Source organism: Mesorhizobium sp. M0060, assembly GCF_040323155.1.
GTDB lineage: Bacteria > Pseudomonadota > Alphaproteobacteria > Rhizobiales > Rhizobiaceae > Mesorhizobium.
Window position 1 is genome coordinate 1 of record NZ_JAMYUP010000167.1, and the last position, 846, is coordinate 846.

Genomic DNA, 846 nt, shown 5'->3' on the forward strand with positions numbered 1-846 from the left:
AGCCAGCTCATATGGTGTTCGCAATTGCTGCACATGGAAGGTTCCGATCGGTTGACATTTCAACACCAGAGCAACCGGACAGACGCTGGAAGCGGTCCAAGCCTTGCCCTTCTTCGGGGCCAGGCTTCGAGCTTTTTGGCGAGCTATCCTGAGCTCGGGCAGCGTTGGTTGCCACCAGCCTCGCTGCCGTTCCGTTAACCCGGCAGCACGCCGAGCGGGCCATGTTCTAATCAATTCAGTCAATGTCGCCGGACGCCATCTGCCCCAGACATAGTCGACGTTCGCCTCGATCAAATGCTGATAGAACGCTGCTAGCTCCGAGGCGTCGACGAGTTCGCCCGAAATCTCGGTGAAGACCACGATGCCGTATTGCTCCGTTGCCATGGCACGGCCAAGCTGGGGTAAATCGTCAGGGGGCAGTGGATAGCGACGTCGCCTGCGTTCGGCATACCGCAATCTGGCGGCTTTATATTCCTCGGAGTCTTTGGACGCTTCCCGTCGCCGTTTCCTCTCCTCCGGTTCTGCGCGGCGTGCGGCCCTTTCGATACTTGGCCAATGGCGCCTCAACTCCTCGTAGGAGCGGAAAGGCACCCTCCAGGCCCGCAGTTCGTCGTCCCAGCTCGCCCATGGAACGGCTCGCAGTTCTTCGAGAACCGTCCGCGAATATGGCGTGCGGATGCGCAGGTCGTCCGCGACTTCCAGATACCGGCTCGACAGGGGATCGAAGGCGAAGGCGTCTCGTCCCTTGCCGTCATCGTGTGCTACTCGCAGATCCGCCTCTTGCGCAAGCCAGCGCTGGATGCGCCGCGCGGCAGTCTTTCCCGGCACGAACCAGCTTGTGCGCTC

The 846-nt window shown here is 61.1% G+C and carries 1 protein-coding gene and 1 pseudogene; one reads left to right on the forward strand and one right to left on the reverse strand.

Going from position 1 to position 846, the window contains the following annotated elements:
* Positions 1–384: pseudogene (locus NKJ94_RS37740) on the reverse strand (hypothetical protein); the annotation flags it as partial.
* A gap of 171 nt (positions 385–555) precedes the next feature.
* Here NKJ94_RS37740 and NKJ94_RS37745 point away from each other — a divergent pair.
* Positions 556–846 (forward strand): hypothetical protein (locus NKJ94_RS37745; RefSeq protein WP_502904254.1); only part of this gene is annotated, 291 nt, incomplete at its 3' end.